Below are 18,582 nucleotides of genomic sequence, written 5' to 3'. Positions count from 1 at the left end.
AACGCGTGTCTCCTAGGCAGTGCGCAAAGAATGAATGTGGCAGAACAAAAGAACGATCGTTCGATTATAGGCGAGTCAGTGTGGGTGCGCGCCACGCGTGGCGTTGGAGTGAGTGCTCTGGTTCTACGTTTTCGTGGCGCTGCGAACGAGCGCGTGTCATGTGCGCTCCTAGAATACGGAAAGCGCCAATCACTGCGCGAACAACGACAAGAGACAAGAGACAGGAGCGAGCGTTATGTCAGTGCCCGACTTTACTCCGTTCACGCTCACCCATGACGGTGTCGACATCTTTGGGCTCAAGGGCGGCGCGGGGGCGCCGCTATTGCTGTTGCATGGCCACCCGCAGACGCATCTGATCTGGCATCGATGTATGGAGCGGCTCGCGCAGCACTTCACCGTCGTCATGACGGACCTGCGCGGCTACGGCGCATCGGGCAAGCCGCCCAGCGATCACACGCACCTGCCGTACTCGAAGCGTGCCATGGCAGCCGATCAGGTGGCCGTCATGCGCCATCTCGGCTTCGAGCGCTTTCTCGTCTGCGGACATGACCGCGGCGGGCGTGTCGCGCATCGCATGGCGCTCGATCATCCCGATGCAGTCGAGCGGCTGATGCTGCTCGACATCGCGCCGACACTCGCGATGTACGAAGCGACCGATCGCGCTTTTGCGACCGCGTACTTTCACTGGTTCTTTCTGATTCAGCCCGAGCCGTTGCCCGAGACGCTGATCGGCGCCAATCCGCGGGCCTACATCGAGAGCGTGATGGGCTCGCGCCATGCGGGACTTGCACCGTTCGCGCCGCATGCGCTGCAGGCCTATTGCGAGGCGTTGAGCCAGCCCGGTGCCGTGCATGCGATGTGCGAGGACTACCGCGCCGCGGCGACGATCGATCTCGAACACGACCGCGCCGATGTCGAACGCGGCCGCAAGATCGGCTGTCCGCTGCGCGTGCTGTGGGGCGAGCACGGCGTCGTCGCGCGGTGTTTCGATCCTTTGAGGCTGTGGCGCGACGTCGCGCGGGACGTGAGCGGCCGTGCGCTCGCATGCGGCCATTACATCCCCGAAGAAGCGCCCGATGCGCTCGTCGACGAAATGCTCGACTTCTTCGAAGCGGCTGAGCCGACGGTGTCCGTCAAACGTCACGCACGTTAGCGTGTCCGACGGACGGTGCCGCGCGTGGCCTCGCTGTCGTGCGGCTCCGCTGACTGGAGCGGCGGCAGCCGGCGTGGCACCGGTGTCGATTTGACGATGGCCGTGCTGGTTTCCGCGCGTTCCGTCACCTTCGACAGGATCTCGTCGAGCTGTTCGATCGAGCGCAAGTAGAGGCGGCATACGAAGCAATCGTCGCCGGTCACCTTGTCGCATTCGACGAACTCGGGAATGCGGCGCAGCGCCTCTTCGACCAGGTGCAGCTGGCCCGGCAGCGGCTTGACGCGCACGATCGCCTGCAACGTGAAGCCGAGCGCGCGCGGATCGATCGCCACCGTGTAGCGTTCGATGACGCCGTTCGCTTCAAGGCGCCGCAGCCGCTCGGCCGTACTTGGCGCCGAGAGCCCCACCTGACGGGCCAGGTCGGCCACCGGTGCGCGGCCGTCCTCGGCCAGCGCGACGAGCAGTGCGCGATCGGTTTCGTCGAGCAGCGCGCCGTTTGCTGCATCGGAAAGGCGTTTCGCCATGTTCACCTTCGTTTCGAAGTCAAGTTGGCCGGTGTGGGCTTAGTTTAGCCATGTCTGCGACCAAGGGGAATCGCTACACTGATTTGCATCGAAACCGCTTCCCGTTGGAGTGATTCACATGGCTACCCAGGAAATCCGGCGCGGCGCCGCCGAAATGACCGCAGCAATGCTGATGTCGGGCACGATCGGCTGGCTCGTCGTGGCTTCCCAGCAGTCGCCATTGAACGTCGTGTTCTTTCGTTGCGTGTTCGGGGCGATTACGCTTGCGCTCGTCTGCGTCGCGCTGGGTCTCGTGCGGCGCGACGCGCTGTCGTGGCGTGTCGTCGGTCTTGCCAGCGCGGGCGGCGCCGCGATGGTCGCGAACTGGGTGCTGCTGTTCGCCGCCTATTCGCGCGCCTCGATTTCGATGGCGACGGCCGCCTACAACACGCAGCCGTTCATGCTCGTCGCACTCGGTGCACTGATATTCCGCGAACGCGTGACGGCGTCCACGGCGACATGGCTTGTCGTCGCGTTTGTCGGGCTCGCGTTCGTCGTCAAGGTCGAGCCCGCGGTGCTGGCCGTGCCGGGGCAGTATCTGGAAGGCATCGCGTTTTCGCTCGGTGCGGCATTCCTGTACGCGATTGCGTCGATCATCACGAAGCGCTTGAAGGGCACGGCGCCCCACTTGATCGCGTTGATCCAGGTGACGATCGGTGCGGTGATGCTCGCGCCGTTCGTCGACTTTCATGCGCTGCCCGCGACGCATGAGCATTGGGCACAGCTCGTCACGCTCGGCGTCGTCAATACCGGGGTGATGTACGTGCTGCTGTACGGGGCGATTCAGAAGCTGCCGACGGCGATGACGGGCGCGCTCTCGTTCATCTATCCGGTGGTCGCAATCATCGTCGACCGCTTCGCATTCGGCCAGACGCTCGCCGCCGTGCAATGGCTCGGTGCCGTGCTGATTCTGATGGCGGCGGCCGCAATCAACCTGGGCTGGCGGATCGTGCCGGCACGGCGCTCGTTGCCGCGGCCGCAAGTACAAGCTGCCGCCGCCAGCGTTTGTGAATGTGATTGAAAGGCGATGTCGCCTATTCGCAGGGAAATCACCGATGCGGCCTTGCCCACCGCCTCGGTATGATGTTTACGACGCTGATCACGTCGGAAATTGGCCGTTCGCCATAAGGTGGCGAACGGTTTTCTTTTTTTGGGGCCTTGCCCCTTCTGCTTTCTCTTCTCGCTAAGCCGAAGATCATCGGCGTCAGTCCCTCGCGAACGCATGTCGCAAGGCGGCTCCCGCTTCGTCGAACACGCGGTGAGCGGCCGGCGCAATGCCGTCCATATGCAACGCCGCGTGAATCATGCCTGGCAGCCGCACGAGCCGCGTCGTTACACCGGCTGCGGCCAGGCGCGCCGCAAACGTCTCGCCGTCGTCGCGCAGCGGATCGTATTCCGCTGTGATGACGGTTGTCTGCGGTAAGCGTGAAAGGTCGCGTGCGCGCAGCGGCGAGGCGTAGGGTTCGTCACCCGCTTGCGCATCGGGCAGATAGTAGTCCCAGCACATACGCATCGCGGCCGTCGACAGCATGTAGCCGGTGGCGAACTCGCGATACGACGCGGCCGAGCAGGCATGATCTAGCGGCGGCCAGAACAGCAGCAGGTGCGCCAGCCGCGGACCGCCGCGCTCGCGTGCCATGAGCGCGCCGGCCGCCGCGAGATTGCCGCCCGAGCTGTCGCCGCCGAGCGCGAGCCGTGCTGCGTCGCCGCCCAGCTCGCTTGCGTGTTCGCGCGCCCAAGCGAGCGCGGCGTAGACATCGTGAAGCGCGAGCGGATATTGGTGTTCCGGCGCGAGCCGGTAATCGACGGCGATCAAGAGGCAGCGGCCTGCGTTGGCGAGTGCGCGGCAAGGGCTGTCGTACTGATCGAGCGTGCCGCGAATCCAGCCGCCGCCGTGCGCATAGACGAGCATCGGCAGTGGTGCCGTCGTGTCGACATGGGGGCGATAGATGCGCAGCGGAATCGATGTGCCGTCGGCGGAGCGTATCTCGAACGCATCGACGCTTGCGACCGGCTCGGATGGCCGTTGCATGCGCGGCAGTCCCTGCGCCGCTGCGCGTGCTTGCTCGACGGTCATTTGTTCGAGTGCGGGCGCACCCGATTCTTTTGCGCGGGCAAGCAACGAAGCGATGTCGGGATCAAGCGGCATGGTGGGGGCTCCGAATAGCGTGGAGGCGCGCAAGGCGCCAAAGCATTAGTACGGTCGAACGGCGGCACGCGGCCAGGGCATGGTATGCTCGGGCACGTCACGCATTGCACTGTACAGTGCAATATAGGGCGCAACTATGCACGGATGAGTGCAGTGCTGTCAATGCACTGCATGGGCCGCTCCATCAGTCGCTCGACTGCCATTGCATTGCTGGAAACCGAATCGTCTATGTCGAATTCACCGACTTCCGCGCGCAGCGCCGCTCAAGCGACGCCGGACGCCCCGGCCTCGCTCAAGCGCGAGGCGATCGTCGACGCCGCCATGCGCGTCTTTCTCGCTTTGGGCTATGAAGGCGTGAGCATGGAGCTGGTCGCCAACGAAGCAGGCGCCGCGCGGCGCACCGTCTACAACCAGTTCGAGAGCAAGGAAGCGCTGTTCGAGGCGGCGGTCGAGCGAATCTGGCGTGACTTCCCGATCGTGCAGATCGCCGCCGACGCTGCCGCGCTCGACGATGCCGAGCAAGGATTGCTGCGGCTCGGGCATGCGGTGGCCGACTTCTGGATGCCGCCTTCGTCGATCGCGCTGATCAAGATGGTCGTCAGCGAGAGTGCGCGGTTTCCCGAGTTGCCGAAGCGCTTTTTCGAAGCGGGCAAGGCGCCCGCGATGAAGGTGCTGGTCGGCTATCTGCGCGAGCTCGACGAGCGCGGCGCGTTGCGCGTGCCGCATGCCGAACTTGCCGCGAAGCAGTTTCTCGGTCTCATCAACGAGTCGTTGCTGTGGCCACGCGTGCTGGGCCTCGCCGTGGCGCCCGGCAAAGCCGAGCGCACGCGCGTCGTGGAGCAGGCCGTGGCAATGTTTCTCGACCACTATCGGCCGTGAACGACGTGGGCCGCTGCCGCATCGCAGCGGCCCACGCCGGATCGCGCGTCACGCGCGCAGGGCGACGTCGGCCACCGGCGCGCCCGTCAGCGCGACGAGCTCCTGCGGCGACAGATTGAACACTGCGTGGGGATGACCTGCGGCGGCCCACAGGCTGTCGAGCGCCAGCAGGTCGGCGTCGATCAGCGTGACGGGGGCCGTCAGATGCCCGATCGGGCAGACGCCACCGATCGCATAGCCCGTTTTCTCGCGGACGAATTTCGCGTCGGCGCGCGCGATCGGGCCGACCTGCTGTGCGACCTTGTGCTCGTCGACGCGATTCGCGCCGCTGGCGACGACGAGGACAGGCCGGTCGTCTTCGCAACGGCGAAAGAGGATGGACTTGGCGATCTGCGCGACGGAGCAGCCGAGGCCGGCTGCGGCCTCGGCAGAAGTCTTGCCCGTCGCGGGTAGCATCACGACCGGTTTGCGATGCCCGCAATCGCGCAACAGCAGCGCGACGCGGCGAGCCGCATCGGGCAGTGCCGCGAGCGGGTCAGCCGCGTCGAACGCAGGGGCCGATGAGGAAACTTCGTTATCCATATCGAATCGTCTCGGGGTTCTGATCGGTTGGTGCGCGCTCAGCAGGCGCTTTCATCGCTCTTGGCCTTGGCCAGCAGTGCACGCCCCGCACGCGAGACGTTGGTGCGACCGATCGCGTTCGAGATGAAATCGCCGATCGCGACGACCTGATCGAGGTCCACGCCGGTTTCGACGCCCAGACCGTTCATTAGGTAAAGCACGTCTTCGGTCGCCACGTTGCCGGTTGCGCCCTTTGCATAAGGGCAGCCGCCGAGACCTGCCACGGACGCGTGGAAGATTTCGATGCCTTCGAGCAGCGCTGCGTAGATGTTCGCAAGCGCCTGGCCATACGTATCGTGGAAGTGGCCCGACAGCCGTTCGCGCGGGAACACCTTCGTGACGGACGCGAGCACCTCACGCGTGCGCTTGGGTGTGCCTACGCCGATCGTGTCGGCGATGTCGATCTCGTCACAACCGAGCGCGGCCATGCGTTGCACCACGTCGAGGACGGACGTCACCGGCACGTCGCCTTGATAAGGGCAGCCGAGCGAGCATGAGATGCTGCCGCGCACACGGATGCCGTTCTCTTTCGCGGCGCGTGCGACGGGCTCGAAGCGCGCGATGCTCTCGGCGATGCTGCAATTGATGTTCTTTTGCGAGAACGCTTCGCTGGCCGCACCGAAGATCACGATCTCATCGGCGCGCGCGGCGAGCGCCGCTTCGAAGCCCTTCATGTTGGGCGTCAGCACCGAGTAGATCGTGCCGGGCCGGCGCGCGATGCCAGCCATCACCTCGGCACCGTCGGCCATCTGCGGCACCCATTTCGGCGAGACGAACGACGCCGCTTCGACGTTCTGGAAGCCTGCGGCCGCGAGGCGGTCGACGAGCGCGATCTTCACGTCGGTCGAAACGAATTGCTTTTCGTTTTGCAGCCCGTCGCGCGGGCCGACTTCGACGATCTTCACTGCGCGTGGCAAGGACATTTTTTGTCTCCTGAATGAATGTTTGTTGAAATAAGCGCAGGGTGCATCGCGACGGCGCGGCTAATAACCGCGTGTGTAGTCAACGATGCCTTTGATGGGCGCGCCGCGTGAGAGCGCTTCGATCTTGGCGACGATTTGTGCGATCGAGGGTTCGCGCAGCGTCAGCGCTGAGATATGCGGTGTGATCGTCACACGCGGCGTGTGCCACAAGCGGTGCCCGGGCGATAGCGGCTCCTCGGCACAGACGTCGAGCGTGGCCGCGGCGAGCTGACCGTTCGCGAGCGCGTCGAACAAGTCGTCTTCGACCAGATGCGCGCCGCGCGCGACGTTCACCAGATAGGCACCGCGTGCGAGCTTCGCGAACGTGTGACGGTTCAGGATGCCGTCGGTGGACGGTGTGCTCGGCAGCAGGTTCACGAGCACCTTCAAGCCGTCGAGAAACGCATCGAGATGCGCCGGGCCCGCAAACGTGCGCACGCCGTCGAGCGCTTTCTCTCCGCGGCTATAGCCGCGCACGGGAAAACCGAACGCCGCGAGCGTCGTGGCGACGTGGGCGCCTAGCGTACCGAGGCCCAGCACGCCCACGGCAAACGTCTCGCGCGTGTGCGGCTCGAGCGGCTGCCAGCGCGGCGCGGCTTGCCGCTGCGCGAGCTCGTATTCGTCGAAGCGGCGCAGGTAACGCAGCACGGCATGCGTGACGTACTCGGCCATCTGCGTGGCCATGCCGGCATCTTCGAGTCGCACGAGCGGCACGCCGTGCGGCAACGTGCCCGGTTCGTGGCGCTCGAGCGCGAGCAGCGCGTCGACGCCGGCACTGAGTGTGAACACGGCCTTGAGCTGTGCGCGCGGCGTAAAAAACTCGCGCGGCGGCCGCCATGCGATGGCGTAGTCGGCGCTATCGGTATCGCCGGGTTGCCACAAACGGATGTCGGCGTGGGGCAGCGTCCGGGCCAGCGAGGGCAACCAGGCGGCGGCTTCGTCGGAAGACGGCAGGTACACGAGGATCTTCATGCGCGAGCGGCGTGCATTGCGGCGCGGCGCGCCGAACGTTGATCGATAGCCGCCATTCTACGTTTTCGGCCGCGCTCGCGTGAACCGGCCGGTCCGACCACCATAAGCAAAGCAGAAAAACTTGGTTCGCACGACCCACCGCCCGCCAGAGAATGGTCTGCGCTATTCCGACGCTCACGGGAGTCGACATGCTTGGATGCAGCAAATCGATGTGGCCGCCGCGCCTGGTGACCGTGCCAGGGTTGCACGGCAGCGAGGCCGGTCATTGGCAGACTTGGCTCGAGCGGCAGTTCGCACGCTCGGTCCGCGTGACGCAGGACGATTGGGATGCGCCGCATGTGGCCGGCTGGGCGCAGCGCGTGCGCGAGACGCTCGACGAGGCGCGCGGCCCGCTCGTGCTCGCTGCGCACAGCTTCGGATGTTTGGCGACGGCCCATGCGCTGGCCGGTGGCGCCTATGCAGGCCAGGTGGCCGGCGTGCTGTTCGTCGCCCCCGCGAGCCCTGAGAAGTTCGCGTACGCAGGTGCGTTCCAGGCCCGCAAGCTCGGCGTGCAGTCGATCGTGGTCGGCAGCGAAACCGATCCGTGGATGCCGCTAGCCGATGCGCGTTGGCTCGCGCAGCATTTGGGCAGCGCGTTCGTGAACCTTGGCGATGTCGGTCACATCAACGTCGCTTCGGGTTTCGGCCCGTGGCCGCGCGCGAAACACTTCGTCGACACACTGATCCGATGTGCGGCGCCGTTGCGCTTTTCCGAGGAGCCGCAGCAAGCGGGGCGGCACGCGGTTGCGTGAGCAGCTTGGTTGCGGCAGCGCCCATCGGTGAGCGCCCATCGGTGAGCGCTGCCGCATCGACGCGTTACGCGAGCGACGTAACGGGCGCCACCGCAGCCGGGTCCGTGAAGCTCGCGTGGCCCGTCTCGATGTGGCCTGCCAGGCGCCGTACGAACGTGCGCGTCTCGTGCTCGGAGACGGTCAGGTCGTACCAATGGTGGCTGCCGGCGAGCGGCCAGCGTTCGACGCGCTCGCTTTCGGGCGGCAGCTCGACATGGCGTGTACGTTCGCCATACGCGTTGTCGACGATCGCGAGCCGCACGGGCGCGTTGCCGCGATTGACGAGGGCGAGGCACAAGTGGCCGTCCATGACTTCATAAGCGGCCTTCACTTCGGGCCGCGCGGCGTGCTTGTGCTCGTGACCGCTCGCTGCCGCCACGTTGCCGGCGAATTCGCGCATGAACCCGTTCGGGCCGTATACGCGGAACGAATAGGCACCACCGGTCACACCCAGGTCGAACGTTTCGCGCAGCGACTTCTTCGCTTCGACCGTATAGCGCCACGGGCCGTCCGTACGATCGGTCGCGTAGACGTGGAAATGCGCCCCCTGTTCGCCGGTATTGACGAAGTCGACGATCAGACGCGCCGGCGCTGCGTCGACGTGCGCGTGCACATGAAGCTCGTAGGGCAGCGCACGTGAGCGGCGCACGCCGGGCTCCTGCGGATCGATCGCACTCGGCGCAGCGGGTACGCTCGGCGTGGGCAGCGTCGCGCATTGATTGTCGGCGATCGTCTTGTAGTTGCTGGTGTCGGGCAGCGCCGGCATCGACGCGTCCGGCGAGCGGAAGTCGAAGGCAGACGTCAGGTCGCCCGAGACCGCGCGGCGCCACGGCGTGATGTTCGGTTCGTGGATGCCGAAGCGCTTGCCGATGAAGCGGATCACCGAGGTGTGATCGAACACTTGCGAGCACACGAAGCCGCCCTTGGTCCATGGCGAGACGATCGTCATCGGCACGCGCGGCCCGAGGCCGTACGGCAGGTTGTCTGGCGTGTAATGGCCGCCGCGCCCCGGGTTCACGACGTCGTGGATTTCGCCGTCGGTCGTGACGGTCGAGAGGCCTTGCGCGCGCGAGGTGGGTGGCTGGGGCGGCACGATGTGATCGAAGTAGCCGTCGTTCTCGTCGTACATGATGAACAGCACCGTCTTGCTCCACACCTCGGGATTCGCGGTCAGCGCGTCGAGGATCTGCGACGTGTACTCCGCGCCATAAGCGGGCGTGTACTTCGGGTGCTCCGAATAAACGGCAGGCGGCAGCAGCCACGACACCTGCGGCAGATTGTCGGCCAGCACGTCGGCCTTCAACTGGTCGAGCGAGCGCACGGTGTTCGCGCGGCGTTGCAGCGACGAGCCTTGCGGCGCGTCGATGTACTGCGCGAAGTTCATGAGGATGTTCGTGCCGTAGTTGCCGTTCACGGGGTCCTGCCACGTGAGGCCCTGCTGATAGATCTGCCACGAGATGCCGGCTGCTTCGAGGCGCTCGGGAAACGTCGTCCACGAGAGCAGCTGATAGGCGGGCGGCACGTCGCCGTCGACGTAGTCGTTGTTGTCGAGCAGCGGGCCGCCCATCGTGCCGGTCGGATCGATCGTGCCCGTCATCAGATACGAGCGGTTCGGATGTGTGGGGCCGGGCAGCGAGCAGAAGTATTGGTCGCAGACGGTGAACGCATCGGCCAGCGCGTAGTGGAACGGAATGTCGGCGCGCAGGTAGTAGCCCATCGTCAGGTCCGACTTGTTGGCCGGCCACTGGTCGTAGCGGCCGCCGTCGATTGCGCCGTGCGTCTTGCCCCACGAGTGGTCGAGCGCGCCGACGCATTGGGCACTGGTCGTCTGCGTATTCAGATGAAACGGCGTGACGGGCTGCGCCGGATTGTTTTGCGACGGCTGATACCAGACGGGCTTGCCGTTCGGCAGCGGGATCGGAAAGCGATCGTTATAGCCGCGCACCCCCGACAGGTGTCCGAAGTAGTGATCGAACGAACGGTTTTCCTGCATGAAGACGACGATGTGCTCGACGTCGCGCAGCGTGCCGGTGCGCATGGCAGCGGGAATGGCGAGCGCGCGGCGGATCGATTCGGGAAACATCGTGAGCGCGGCGGCGGCGCCGGCCGAGTGGGCCATCGATTGAAGGAAACGGCGGCGGCTGTTGGAAGTCATCGGTTTCTCTTTTCGTTAACGTCTTTGTCGGGAGGAGGCCGGGCGCAATCGATGTCGATGGTTGGATCGACGTTGATCCATCTCGATTGCCATAGCGGCCCTTGGCTGTCGTCGGCTTGATGGCGCGCGAGACACGCACGGCGCGGGCACAGGCATGCCGATGACGGGCACACTAGTGTGACGAAACGATAAGAAAAATATGTGAAATGCGGAGGGGAGGGGATGGGCGGACGTGTAAATAGTCAGGCCGGTCTGCACAAAAACTTGGCGTACGCGCCGAAGGGGGACTTAGGGGGCGCGCGTGCCGCGCCCGGCGAGGCACCCGGGCGCGGTGAAGGATGGCGTCAGGTCGTGCGGCTGACGCCAGGAAGCAGGTGCCTCAGTTCGTCGCACACCCCGTGCCGCATTCACTCGCGGCAGGCGCCTGCTGCAAGCTGTCGGCACGCATGCCGAGCCGCGCGAGCAGCTTATTGTCGGCGTCGGTCTGCGGGTTGCCCGTCGTCAGCAGCACGTCGCCGTAGAAGATCGAATTGGCGCCGGCCAGGAAGCACAATGCCTGCAAGCCCTCGTCCATCTTCTGACGGCCCGCCGACAACCGCACCATCGCTCGCGGCATCGTGATGCGGGCCACGGCGATCGTACGCACGAACTCGAAGGGATCGATCGGCTCGGTGCCGGCGAGCGGCGTGCCTTCGATTTGCGTGAGGTTGTTGATCGGCACGGACTCCGGATACGGATTCATGTTCGCCAGCTGCGTGATCAGGCCCGCGCGTTCGCGCCGCGATTCGCCCATGCCGATGATGCCGCCGCAGCAGACGTTGATGCCAGCATTGCGCACGCGCTCGAGCGTTTCGAGCCGATCTTCGTACGTGCGCGTCGAGATGACCTGGCCGTAGAACTCGGGCGACGTGTCGAGGTTGTGGTTGTAGTAGTCGAGCCCGGCTTCACGCAGGGCATGGGCCTGATGCTCCTCGAGCATGCCGAGCGTCATGCAGGTCTCGAGGCCCATTTCCTTCACCCCGCGGATCATGTCCTTGATCGGCTCGAGGTGGCGGTCCTTCGGGCTGCGCCAGGCGGCGCCCATGCAAAAGCGGGTGGCGCCGCTGTCCTTCGCCGCGCGCGCCGCCTCAAGCACGTCTTGCACGTCCATCAGCTTCTCGGCCTTCAGGCCCGTGTCGTAATGCGACGATTGCGAGCAATACTTGCAATCTTCTTCACAGCCGCCGGTCTTGATCGACAGCAGCGTCGACAGTTGCACGGTGTTGGCGTCGAAGTGCTCGCGGTGCACCTGCTGCGCGCGAAACAGCAAGTCGTTGAAGGGCAGGTCGTAAAGCGCGACGACGTCGGCGACGCGCCAGCGCACGGGGCTCGGCGCATTGATGGAGGCGGTGGCCGGCGCGCTGGCGGGTTGAGCTTGAGTCATGTCGTCAATCCTCGTAGGAAGTGAGTTCGGGTGAGTCAGCGCCGCGTCGCGCGCAGCGTCTGCAATAGCAGGTCGATGTCGAGACGGCGCGCGGCATCAAGCGCCGAAGCGGGCGTCAGATGCGGCACCGTGCCGATGAGCGGCGCGTCGTGCTCGCGTGCGAGCCATCCGCGTACCGCTTCGATGTTTTCCTCGGTGTAGTGCATGGCCGGGTCGACGCAGTTCGCGACCCAGCCCGCCAGGCGCAGCCCGCGCGCAGCGATCGCTTCGGCGGTCAGCAACGCGTGGCTGATGCAGCCGAGGCGCATGCCGACCACGAGCACGACAGGCAGGCCGAGCGCGACTGCGAGATCGGCGGTGTCGAGCGAATCGGTCAGCGGCACGCGAAAGCCGCCGACGCCCTCGACCACCACGACATCGGCTTGTCGCATGGCTGCTGCGTGAGCCTCGACGATCGGCGCGATGTCGAGCGTGACGCCTTCGTGCGCGGCGACGATGTGGGGGGCGGCCGGCGCCTTGAGCAGGAACGGCGTTCGCAGCGCGGGCGGCAGCACGACGCTTGCGGCTGCATCGAGCGCGTCGGCGTCTTCGTTATGCCAGCCGTCGTCACGCTCAAAGGCACCCGCGGCGATCGGCTTCATCGCCGCCGCGCGCAGGCCGGCTTGTGTGAACCCGCGCAGCAGCGCGCACGAGACGAGCGTCTTGCCGATTTCGGTATCGGTGCCGGTGACGAATAGCGACAGGGCTGGGTTCATGCCGTCTCCCCCAAGCGATCGAATGCGGCTTCGAGCCGCGCGAGGTCGTCGAACGAGTGGCCGGCCGACAGCGAGATGCGCAGCCGCGACGTGCCGACCGGCACCGTCGGCGGACGGATCGCGGGCACCCACAGGCCAGCTGCATCGAGCTTCGCCGCCAGTGCCAGCGTCGCTTCGTTCTCACCGATGATGAGCGGCTGGACGGCCGTCATCGAATCGACGGGTTGCCAGGGAGTGCGCTCGAGGATGGCGCGCGTGCGCTCGATCAACGCAGCCAGGTGCGCACGCCGCGCATCGCCCTCGCTGCTGGCGATCAATGTCAGGCTCGCCGATACCGCGTGCGCGACGGCGGGCGCGGCGGCCGTCGTGAAGATGTAGGGGCGCGCACGCTGCACGAGCCATTCGATGACGGTCTCGTGCGCGATGACTGCCGCGCCGGCGACACCCGCTGCCTTGCCGAGCGTGCAGACGTAGACGAGATGCGGCGAGCGCAGTGCCGCATGCGCAAGTGCACCACGTCCTTGCGGGCCAAGGACGCCGAAACCATGCGCATCGTCGACGACGAGCCAGGCGCCATGCTGCTCAGCCAGCGCGAGCAGCGCGGCGAGCGGCGCGATATCGCCGTCCATGCTGAACACGCTGTCGGTCACGATCACTTTGACGGGTGAGTCGCAAGCATCGAGCATCGCCGCAAGTGCCTCGGCGTCGCCGTGCGGATAGATCTGGACATCGGCACGCGACAGGCGCGCGCCGTCGATCAGCGAAGCGTGGTTCAGCGCATCGGAGAACAGTGTCGCATCGCGACCGGCGAGTGCCGTCAGCGTCGCGAGATTGGCCATGTAGCCCGTGCAGAACGACAGCGCGCGTGGCGCGTCGACGAATCCACCTGCGAACGCGGCCAGGTCGTCTTCGAGCTTGGCGTGCGCACGCGAGTGTCCGCCGAGCAGATGCGAGCCGCCGCTGCCGGCGCCATAGCGCTGCGCCCCTTCAGCCTGTGCGGCAACCAGCGCAGGGTGCGCGGCAAGGCCCAGGTAATCGTTGCTCGCGAAGCCGACGATGTCGCGGCCATCGACGGTCATATGCGCGGCACAGGCTGTGTCCGCGATGCGGCGGCGCCGCGTGAGGCCACGCGCCTCGAGATCGACGAGTCCTTGGGTCAGGGTATCGAGCAGCAACATCAGCGAACCTTGGCGAGCGTCGCATCGAAGGTCTCGCGCGTGCGTGAGGCAAGCAGCGAGATTTCTTCGTCGTCGAGAATGTAGGGGGGCATCAAATAGACCGTCGTGCCGATCGGACGCAGCAGCAACTCGCGCGCGAGGGCCTGCTCGAAGAAGCTGCGCGAGAACGCGCGTGCGCTGTCGCTTTCGAGCGCGGCGTCGAACGCGACGATCGTGCCGCAGCGGCGCAGATGGCGTACCGAGTCGTGCCCGGCAAGCGGCGCGAGCGCCTCGAACAGCCTGTCCGACTTGCGCGCATTGGCGGCCAGCACGTCGTGCTGGTCGAACAGATCGAGCGTGGCGAGCGCCGCGCGGCACGCGAGCGGATTGCCCGTGTACGAATGCGAATGCAGGAAGCCGCGCGTCGTATCGTCGTCGTAGAACGCGGCGAAGATCGCGTCGCGCGTGAGCACGAGCGAGAGCGGCAGATAGCCGCCGCTGATGCCCTTGGACAAGCATACGAAGTCGGGCCAGACACCGGCTTGCTCGCAGGCGAAGAAGGTGCCCGTGCGGCCGCATCCGACAGCGATTTCGTCGGCGATCAGATGCACGCCGTAGGCGTCGCACAGGGCACGCAGCCCCGCGATGTACGACGCATCGTGCATCGCCATGCCGGTTGCGCACTGCACGAGCGGCTCGACGATCAGCGCGGCGATGTGCGATGCGCGCCGCTCGAACAGCGCTCGCACGTCGGCCAGCGCGCGCGCCGCGACATCGAAGGCGCTTTCACCGGCTTGCGCGCCGCGTGCGTCCGGCGAGCAAACGACGTGCGCGCAGCGGATCAACGGATCGTAGGCGTCCTTGAACAGGGCGACATCGGTCACGCCGAGCGCACCGATCGTTTCACCGTGATAACCGTTAGCAATGCAGACGAATTCGCGCTTCTCGTCATGACCTTGATTGCGCCAGAAGTGAAAGCTCATCTTCAGCGCGATTTCGACGGCCGACGCGCCGTCCGACGCGAAGAACGCGTGACCGAGCGTGCCGTGCGTGAGCTGCGAGAGCCGTTCGGCCAGTTCGATGGCGCCCTCGTGCGTGCAGCCGGCCAGCATCGCGTGCTCGAGCGTATCGAGCTGCGCCTTCAGCGCCTCGTTGATGTGAGGATTGGCATGACCGAACAGATTGACCCACCAGGAACTGATCGCGTCGAGATAGCGGTGTCCTGCGCGGTCGTACAGCCATGCGCCTTGGCCGCGCGCGACGGGAATCAGCGGCAGCCGCTCGTGATGCTTCATCTGCGTGCACGGATGCCAGACGGCCTTGAGGCTGCGCGCGACCCAATCGTCAGTTGCTTGTGCTCGTGTGTCCAATAGCCGCTCCGAAGGACGAGCGCGCAAATCGTGTGACGGGTGCGCACTCATGCAGAAAACGCGTGACAGGTCCCTACTTTCGCGCATCGACGTAGTGGCCGACGCGCTCAAAAACGGCGTGAGCGTACCGCGTTCCGGTTCGCATTGCACGCTTTTGCGCGTCGATTTCTAACCAGCAGTTAGCGTCATTTCCAGGCAACTTGCGACGGTTCATGGCAAATCGATTGAAATGTTCGGAGATAGCGACGGCAGAGTGAGCCTATCCGCCGAAAAAAATCGTGTTTGAGCGGCGCGGAACCGGTCCGCTCAAGCGGGAAAATCAGGCATGCGCGGGGGAGTCAGACGGAAAAAATGCGAGGGTGCGAGGCGTTTCGTTCGAGGGGACGTAATGCGCGTGACAAGGCGCACGCAAGAAGACGCGCGTGACGCGAGCGACAAAGGGCGCGCACCGATGGCGGTGCGCGCGTAGAACCCGCGTGGAGTTAGTTCCGGCTGGCGAGCGCGTCGACGCCCGTCACCGTCGTTTCGTCGTTCGAATCGGCCGTCTGCGTCGTGTCGCTCGAGCGCTCGTTCCAGACGACCGTATCGTCGACCGCATACAGGCGGCACGGCGAGCCGTGGTTTTCGCGCCGGCAACTGGCGAGTGCCATGGTGCGCGGATCGTCGCCGCCCTCGGCCCACGACCAGGCGCCCGAGGACGACAGCGCGAACGCGCGGCTCGGATATTGGCTCAGGAACTTGCGGTAGGCGGCGCGGCCGGCCGCATCGACATAGGGTACGGCGCTGACCGAATCGACCGTCGCGTAGCCCGAGGCATGCGGCGCGGCCTGTTCGGCCACGCGGTACGCGACGCGCGTCGGCATGCCGACACGGGCAAGGAACGCATCGACGACCGGCCACCACACTTGCACGCCGTCGCGATCGACGACGAGGCGATGCGCGTCGTTCTTGTACGAACCGTAGTCGATCATGTTCGCGTGCGCGCCGTGCTCGACGTAGGCCCCGTACATGCGCGCGGTGAGCTCGGAGGTCCACACGGAATCGTTGTCACCGTACAGCCACAGCGACGGCACGCGCGCGTGCTCGCCATAGTGCCCGAACGCCTGCGTGAGATTGTCTTGCCAGCCCGTGCAGGCGTCTTGCCGCAAGCCGCCCGAGAAGTTGATGAGCCCGCGCACGCCTTGCGCGGCGCTGGAGCCGTAGGCAATCGTCGTCAGGCCGCCGTGCGAAGTGCCGGCCACGACGATGTGCGACGCGTCGACGTACGATTGCTTCGACATATAGGCGATCGCTGCGGCCACGTCGCCGGCTTGTGCGACGCCGTTCTTCTCCACGTCGCAGCCTTCCTGGTGGTAGCTGCCGCCCGACTCGGCGAAGCCTTCGCGATTGGGCGCCACGACTACATACCCGCGCCGCACGAATTCGCGCGCGAACGCGATCGGCCGGCTGCGCGACTGGTTGTGCGGGTCGCCCTCGGTCTTGCCGTGGTTGAACACGATCATCGGGAACGGGCCAGGGCCGTCGGGCCGAAAGATCGTCGTCTCGAGCGTGACCGTACCCGCGGCATCGACAGGGATTCGTACGATCTGCTCGTTCAGGTTCGCCGGCAGTTCGGGCAGGTCCGTATCGACGAAACCGAGATGTTCGATCGGGGCCGAGGCCAGGCGGCCCGGGCTGTTCGACACGAGCTCGATGCCCGACGTCGCCTGCTTGCCGTATGAGGGACCGGCGTCACTGGAGGACGCGCTCGGGGCTGCATGAGCGCCTGCCCATGCACACACGCATATCGATCCGACGAAAACTTGTTTCCAACTCATGCGCGTGCCCGCTTTGATGTTCATGCGTGGATGCCGACATGGGTCAGTATCCACGCGCCCCGTTTTGATCCGTTGCTCGAAAAGAGACCGGCAATGGCCGCAGTTCACGCTATCGGCGGGTCGGCACGAGCCGACAGCCGGACGGCGTAAAGCCGCTGAAAACATGGCGGGTCGGTTGCGCCGCTAGGGGCGCGTTTGGGTGACCGGTAAGCGGTGCTGACGTCGACGCGATTAAACGTCTGATGATTCCCGCCACAAACGAGGTTTATCGTAGCCGGTTCGAAATTGCCTGCGCAATGCAGGAGAACCCGCAACGCATGCCGGCGCAACCGACCGTTCGCTACTGCACGGAGAGATGCAATTGTCGGGCCACCACGACCGCATCGGGCCAGTCGGGCCACTTCGGCGCACGGACGTAATAGAGCCACGGGCTGCCGTCGCTCGTCGTCGTATCTGCCGTGTCGCCGATCAGCGTGGTGTAGAGGAAGCTCATGCCGGGCGCGCTGATCGCGCCGCTCGCGAGGGGCGCCGACCAATCGAGCAGCGTATCGCCCGAGCGCATCACGATCGCGTTGTTGTTCACCGTGTAGGCGAGCACATAGAGGCCGACCGAAGTATCGTAGACGACGGTCGGATAGTTGCCCGCGTCAGCGACGACGGGCGTGTAGTGGCCGGCGGGCTGCGCGGCGTTGGCGTCGCCGCTCGTGGCCGGCTCGGTGAACGCGCCCAGATAGAACTTATGAAACAGCTGCGGAAACGCGGCCGTGTTGCGCGCGAGCGCCGCTTGCGCGACATCGGCGAGCCGCGCGCGGGCCACTGCCAGGCAGGCATTCGCAGCGCAGGGTGCCGTCGTGCTCGCCGCGGGATCCTTGTCGCTGTAGAAAATATAAAGATAGACGTCGGCGGGATCGGCGAGGGCCGGATTCGACAGGAACCGACCGTTGCCGTCGGCAATGACCATCGTGCCGCCGCCGACGTCGAGATTTCTGCCCGCATCGATCGAGGTCATGCGCGGGATCGTCGGCTGCACGATTTCGCCGAGCTTCGCGAAGGTCGCGCCGCCGTCGAACGAAACGGCCATGCCCAGCGACCCGTAGAAGCACTTGTTCGTCTTCGCGCAGGTGCCGCCTTGCCACTCGCCGTGATAGGCGAGCAGCAGTGCCGTTTGCCCTGCTCCGTTCGAAATCGGCAGGACGGGGCCACCGCCAGCGTAGTCGCGATCGAAGGTGTAGCCGTTCGGGTCGCCGCCCGCCGTCATCAGCGCACGACATGAGCCCGACGCGCCGATGGCGGTCAGGCTGCCGGCCAGGCGATAGGTGCCTTGCGTGAGAGGGCTGCCGCCGCAGGTCGAGTTGCTGCGTGCGGACACGAAGAACGTGTACGTGTTGTCGGCATTGCGCACGGCGCCGAGCGTGCCGTCGGGCGGGCCGAACTGGAAACCGAGGTTCGTGCGCGCTTGTGTGTCGAAGACGAGGTTTTCTGCGCCCAGTTGCACGGTTGCTACGGTTGGCGTCGGCGTGGCGCCGCTGCCGCTCCCGACGCCGATGCCGATGCCGATGCCGACTACGGTGCTCCCGCTGCAAGCGAGCAGCAGACCCGTGAGGGCGAGTACTGCGATTGTGAGTGCACGTTTCATGGTCGTGACTGCCGCGAGCGTCTTCCGGTTGGACACGTCGCGCGTCAGACCTGACTGACCGTTTCACCTTGCTGTCTGACGCAAGCGCTTGTTTGCTTTCGTCAGACTCGTGGGCAGGCACCTGAAAGTCAAGGAGCCTG

General features: G+C 65.8%; 16 protein-coding genes. 4 read left to right on the top strand and 12 right to left on the bottom strand.

The genetic code is table 11. The features are described 5' to 3' along the window. Nucleotides 1–235 precede the first annotated feature (235 nt). Nucleotides 236–1,153 carry an alpha/beta fold hydrolase gene (locus D7S89_RS11195; RefSeq protein ID WP_121277719.1) on the top strand — a complete coding sequence of 306 codons (918 nt, stop codon included), beginning with the start codon at nt 236–238 and terminating at the stop codon, nt 1,151–1,153. On the opposite strand, the gene D7S89_RS11190 is transcribed toward D7S89_RS11195, so the two are convergent. Further along, nucleotides 1,150–1,677 (bottom strand): Lrp/AsnC family transcriptional regulator, encoded by a 528-nt coding sequence (locus D7S89_RS11190; protein ID WP_121277718.1) that lies wholly within the window; start codon nt 1,675–1,677, stop codon nt 1,150–1,152. The genes D7S89_RS11195 and D7S89_RS11190 overlap by 4 nt on opposite strands. 118 nt (nt 1,678–1,795) lie before the next feature. Between D7S89_RS11190 and D7S89_RS11185 the strand changes: the two genes are divergently transcribed. Continuing rightward, complete coding sequence (locus tag D7S89_RS11185) at nt 1,796–2,737, top strand: DMT family transporter (protein WP_121277717.1); 942 nt, start codon at nt 1,796–1,798, stop codon at nt 2,735–2,737. Between the two features lie 183 nt (nt 2,738–2,920). Here the strand turns inward: D7S89_RS11185 and D7S89_RS11180 are convergent, their stop codons facing one another. Beyond that, on the bottom strand, nt 2,921–3,865 hold the full coding sequence (locus tag D7S89_RS11180; RefSeq protein ID WP_121277716.1) for an alpha/beta hydrolase: 945 nt from the start codon (nt 3,863–3,865) through the stop codon (nt 2,921–2,923). A gap of 228 nt (nt 3,866–4,093) precedes the next feature. On the opposite strand from D7S89_RS11180, the gene D7S89_RS11175 reads away from it, so the two are divergent. Beyond that, on the top strand, nt 4,094–4,744 hold the full coding sequence (locus D7S89_RS11175) for a TetR/AcrR family transcriptional regulator (protein ID WP_121277715.1): 651 nt from the start codon (nt 4,094–4,096) through the stop codon (nt 4,742–4,744). 48 nt (nt 4,745–4,792) lie between these two features. Here the strand turns inward: D7S89_RS11175 and D7S89_RS11170 are convergent, their stop codons facing one another. From D7S89_RS11170 to D7S89_RS11160, 3 genes are read right to left on the bottom strand one after another with little or no spacing between them, the layout of a single operon-like run. Continuing rightward, nucleotides 4,793–5,326, bottom strand: coding sequence for a YbaK/EbsC family protein (locus tag D7S89_RS11170; RefSeq protein ID WP_121277714.1), 534 nt, complete (start codon nt 5,324–5,326; stop codon nt 4,793–4,795). Nucleotides 5,327–5,364: 38 nt separating this feature from the next. After that, complete coding sequence (locus tag D7S89_RS11165) at nt 5,365–6,288, bottom strand: hydroxymethylglutaryl-CoA lyase (protein WP_121277713.1); 924 nt, start codon at nt 6,286–6,288, stop codon at nt 5,365–5,367. A 60-nt stretch (nt 6,289–6,348) separates the two neighbouring features. Next, the gene (locus tag D7S89_RS11160; RefSeq protein ID WP_121277712.1) at nt 6,349–7,299 is read right to left on the bottom strand and encodes a 2-hydroxyacid dehydrogenase; all 951 of its coding nucleotides are present in this window, start codon (nt 7,297–7,299) and stop codon (nt 6,349–6,351) included. Nucleotides 7,300–7,487: 188 nt separating this feature from the next. Here D7S89_RS11160 and D7S89_RS11155 point away from each other — a divergent pair, with 188 nt between their 5' ends. After that, nucleotides 7,488–8,090 carry an RBBP9/YdeN family alpha/beta hydrolase gene (locus D7S89_RS11155; RefSeq protein WP_121277932.1) on the top strand — a complete coding sequence of 201 codons (603 nt, stop codon included), beginning with the start codon at nt 7,488–7,490 and terminating at the stop codon, nt 8,088–8,090. A 64-nt stretch (nt 8,091–8,154) separates the two neighbouring features. On the opposite strand, the gene D7S89_RS11150 is transcribed toward D7S89_RS11155, so the two are convergent. The 7 genes from D7S89_RS11150 to D7S89_RS11120 form a co-directional block, all read right to left on the bottom strand. Beyond that, nucleotides 8,155–10,284, bottom strand: coding sequence for a phosphocholine-specific phospholipase C (locus D7S89_RS11150; RefSeq protein WP_121277711.1), 2,130 nt, complete (start codon nt 10,282–10,284; stop codon nt 8,155–8,157). A gap of 379 nt (nt 10,285–10,663) precedes the next feature. After that, nucleotides 10,664–11,707, bottom strand: coding sequence for a biotin synthase BioB (bioB, locus tag D7S89_RS11145; protein WP_121277710.1), 1,044 nt, complete (start codon nt 11,705–11,707; stop codon nt 10,664–10,666). Nucleotides 11,708–11,742: 35 nt separating this feature from the next. Next, nucleotides 11,743–12,462 (bottom strand): dethiobiotin synthase, encoded by a 720-nt coding sequence (gene bioD / locus D7S89_RS11140; RefSeq protein WP_121277709.1) that lies wholly within the window; start codon nt 12,460–12,462, stop codon nt 11,743–11,745. After that, complete coding sequence (gene bioF, locus D7S89_RS11135; RefSeq protein ID WP_121277708.1) at nt 12,459–13,640, bottom strand: 8-amino-7-oxononanoate synthase; 1,182 nt, start codon at nt 13,638–13,640, stop codon at nt 12,459–12,461. The genes bioD and bioF overlap by 4 nt, the downstream gene beginning before the upstream one ends. Further along, nucleotides 13,640–14,989, bottom strand: coding sequence for an adenosylmethionine--8-amino-7-oxononanoate transaminase (gene bioA / locus D7S89_RS11130; RefSeq protein WP_245982802.1), 1,350 nt, complete (start codon nt 14,987–14,989; stop codon nt 13,640–13,642). The genes bioF and bioA overlap by 1 nt, the downstream gene beginning before the upstream one ends. Nucleotides 14,990–15,471: 482 nt before the next feature. Further along, nucleotides 15,472–16,806, bottom strand: coding sequence for a dienelactone hydrolase family protein (locus D7S89_RS11125; RefSeq protein ID WP_121277931.1), 1,335 nt, complete (start codon nt 16,804–16,806; stop codon nt 15,472–15,474). 340 nt (nt 16,807–17,146) lie between these two features. Further along, entirely contained in the window at nt 17,147–18,442 is a 1,296-nt protein-coding gene (locus D7S89_RS11120; protein WP_147426630.1) for a hypothetical protein, read from the bottom strand. Between the last annotated feature and the right edge of the window lie 140 nt (nt 18,443–18,582).

Origin of the sequence: Trinickia fusca, from assembly GCF_003628145.1 — a bacterium.
Lineage (GTDB): Bacteria > Pseudomonadota > Gammaproteobacteria > Burkholderiales > Burkholderiaceae > Trinickia > Trinickia fusca.
This window is presented reverse-complemented; position numbering and strand designations above follow the sequence as displayed.

What these genes read in the sequence shown, in the direction of transcription:
- D7S89_RS11195 (WP_121277719.1), top strand. Translation starts at nt 236, where the DNA reads ATGTCAGTGCCCGACTTTACTCCGTTCACGCTCACCCATGACGGTGTC.
- D7S89_RS11190 (WP_121277718.1), bottom strand. Translation starts at nt 1,677, where the DNA reads ATGGCGAAACGCCTTTCCGATGCAGCAAACGGCGCGCTGCTCGACGAA.
- D7S89_RS11185 (WP_121277717.1), top strand. Translation starts at nt 1,796, where the DNA reads ATGGCTACCCAGGAAATCCGGCGCGGCGCCGCCGAAATGACCGCAGCA.
- D7S89_RS11180 (WP_121277716.1), bottom strand. Translation starts at nt 3,865, where the DNA reads ATGCCGCTTGATCCCGACATCGCTTCGTTGCTTGCCCGCGCAAAAGAA.
- D7S89_RS11175 (WP_121277715.1), top strand. Translation starts at nt 4,094, where the DNA reads ATGTCGAATTCACCGACTTCCGCGCGCAGCGCCGCTCAAGCGACGCCG.
- D7S89_RS11170 (WP_121277714.1), bottom strand. Translation starts at nt 5,326, where the DNA reads ATGGATAACGAAGTTTCCTCATCGGCCCCTGCGTTCGACGCGGCTGAC.
- D7S89_RS11165 (WP_121277713.1), bottom strand. Translation starts at nt 6,288, where the DNA reads ATGTCCTTGCCACGCGCAGTGAAGATCGTCGAAGTCGGCCCGCGCGAC.
- D7S89_RS11160 (WP_121277712.1), bottom strand. Translation starts at nt 7,299, where the DNA reads ATGAAGATCCTCGTGTACCTGCCGTCTTCCGACGAAGCCGCCGCCTGG.
- D7S89_RS11155 (WP_121277932.1), top strand. Translation starts at nt 7,488, where the DNA reads ATGCTTGGATGCAGCAAATCGATGTGGCCGCCGCGCCTGGTGACCGTG.
- D7S89_RS11150 (WP_121277711.1), bottom strand. Translation starts at nt 10,284, where the DNA reads ATGACTTCCAACAGCCGCCGCCGTTTCCTTCAATCGATGGCCCACTCG.
- bioB (WP_121277710.1), bottom strand. Translation starts at nt 11,707, where the DNA reads ATGACTCAAGCTCAACCCGCCAGCGCGCCGGCCACCGCCTCCATCAAT.
- bioD (WP_121277709.1), bottom strand. Translation starts at nt 12,462, where the DNA reads ATGAACCCAGCCCTGTCGCTATTCGTCACCGGCACCGATACCGAAATC.
- bioF (WP_121277708.1), bottom strand. Translation starts at nt 13,640, where the DNA reads ATGTTGCTGCTCGATACCCTGACCCAAGGACTCGTCGATCTCGAGGCG.
- D7S89_RS11125 (WP_121277931.1), bottom strand. Translation starts at nt 16,806, where the DNA reads ATGAGTTGGAAACAAGTTTTCGTCGGATCGATATGCGTGTGTGCATGG.
- D7S89_RS11120 (WP_147426630.1), bottom strand. Translation starts at nt 18,442, where the DNA reads ATGAAACGTGCACTCACAATCGCAGTACTCGCCCTCACGGGTCTGCTG.